Annotated in this window: 1 protein-coding gene; it reads left to right on the forward strand. The window is 42.6% G+C overall.

What is annotated here, in order from left to right; translation table 11 throughout:
- Positions 1-613 (forward strand): CorA family divalent cation transporter (locus JMW90_RS13560; protein ID WP_276529662.1); only part of this gene is annotated, 613 nt, incomplete at both ends.

Consider the following 613-nt stretch of genomic DNA (forward strand, 5'->3'; position numbering starts at 1 on the left):
GGTCAATTGTTATGCTTATTCCCGTAAAACGGGTGAACAGCTGAACAAAATAGCGCTCAGGGATGTCAGTCGCGCCTTGAGCAATAGTGGTCAGTTTATCTGGTTAGGTCTTTATGAGCCTAGCCTGCAGACAATATCCGAGGTAAAAGAAGCCTTTGATCTGCACGAGCTTTCAATCGAAGATGCCTTTGCTGACCATCAACGCGCCAAAGTTGAAAGTTATGATAACGATACGATATTTGTGGTATTACGTACCGCTAAGCTTGAAGGCAATGTCATCCGCTACGGTACTACGGCGATATTTATGGGCAAGAACTATCTGATTACGATTCGTAATGGTCCTTCTAACTCCTATGCGCCGGTACGTGAGCACTGCAATCGACGCCCTGAAAAACTGCGTATGGGACCTATATTTGTCTTGCACGCTGTAATTGATTTTATCGTCGATAACTATATGCCAGTGACCGACCGCTTAGGCAGCTATTTACGTGAGCAAGAGCGCAATATTTTTACTTATGAATTTAATAAAGAAACGCTTAGAAATCTATATGAATTAAAATCACAATTGGTGCATATGCGTGCAGTTATTTTACCAGTGCAGGATATCTGTAGC

It is taken from the genome of Psychrobacter glacincola (genome assembly GCF_904846215.1).
Taxonomy (GTDB): domain Bacteria; phylum Pseudomonadota; class Gammaproteobacteria; order Pseudomonadales; family Moraxellaceae; genus Psychrobacter; species Psychrobacter glacincola.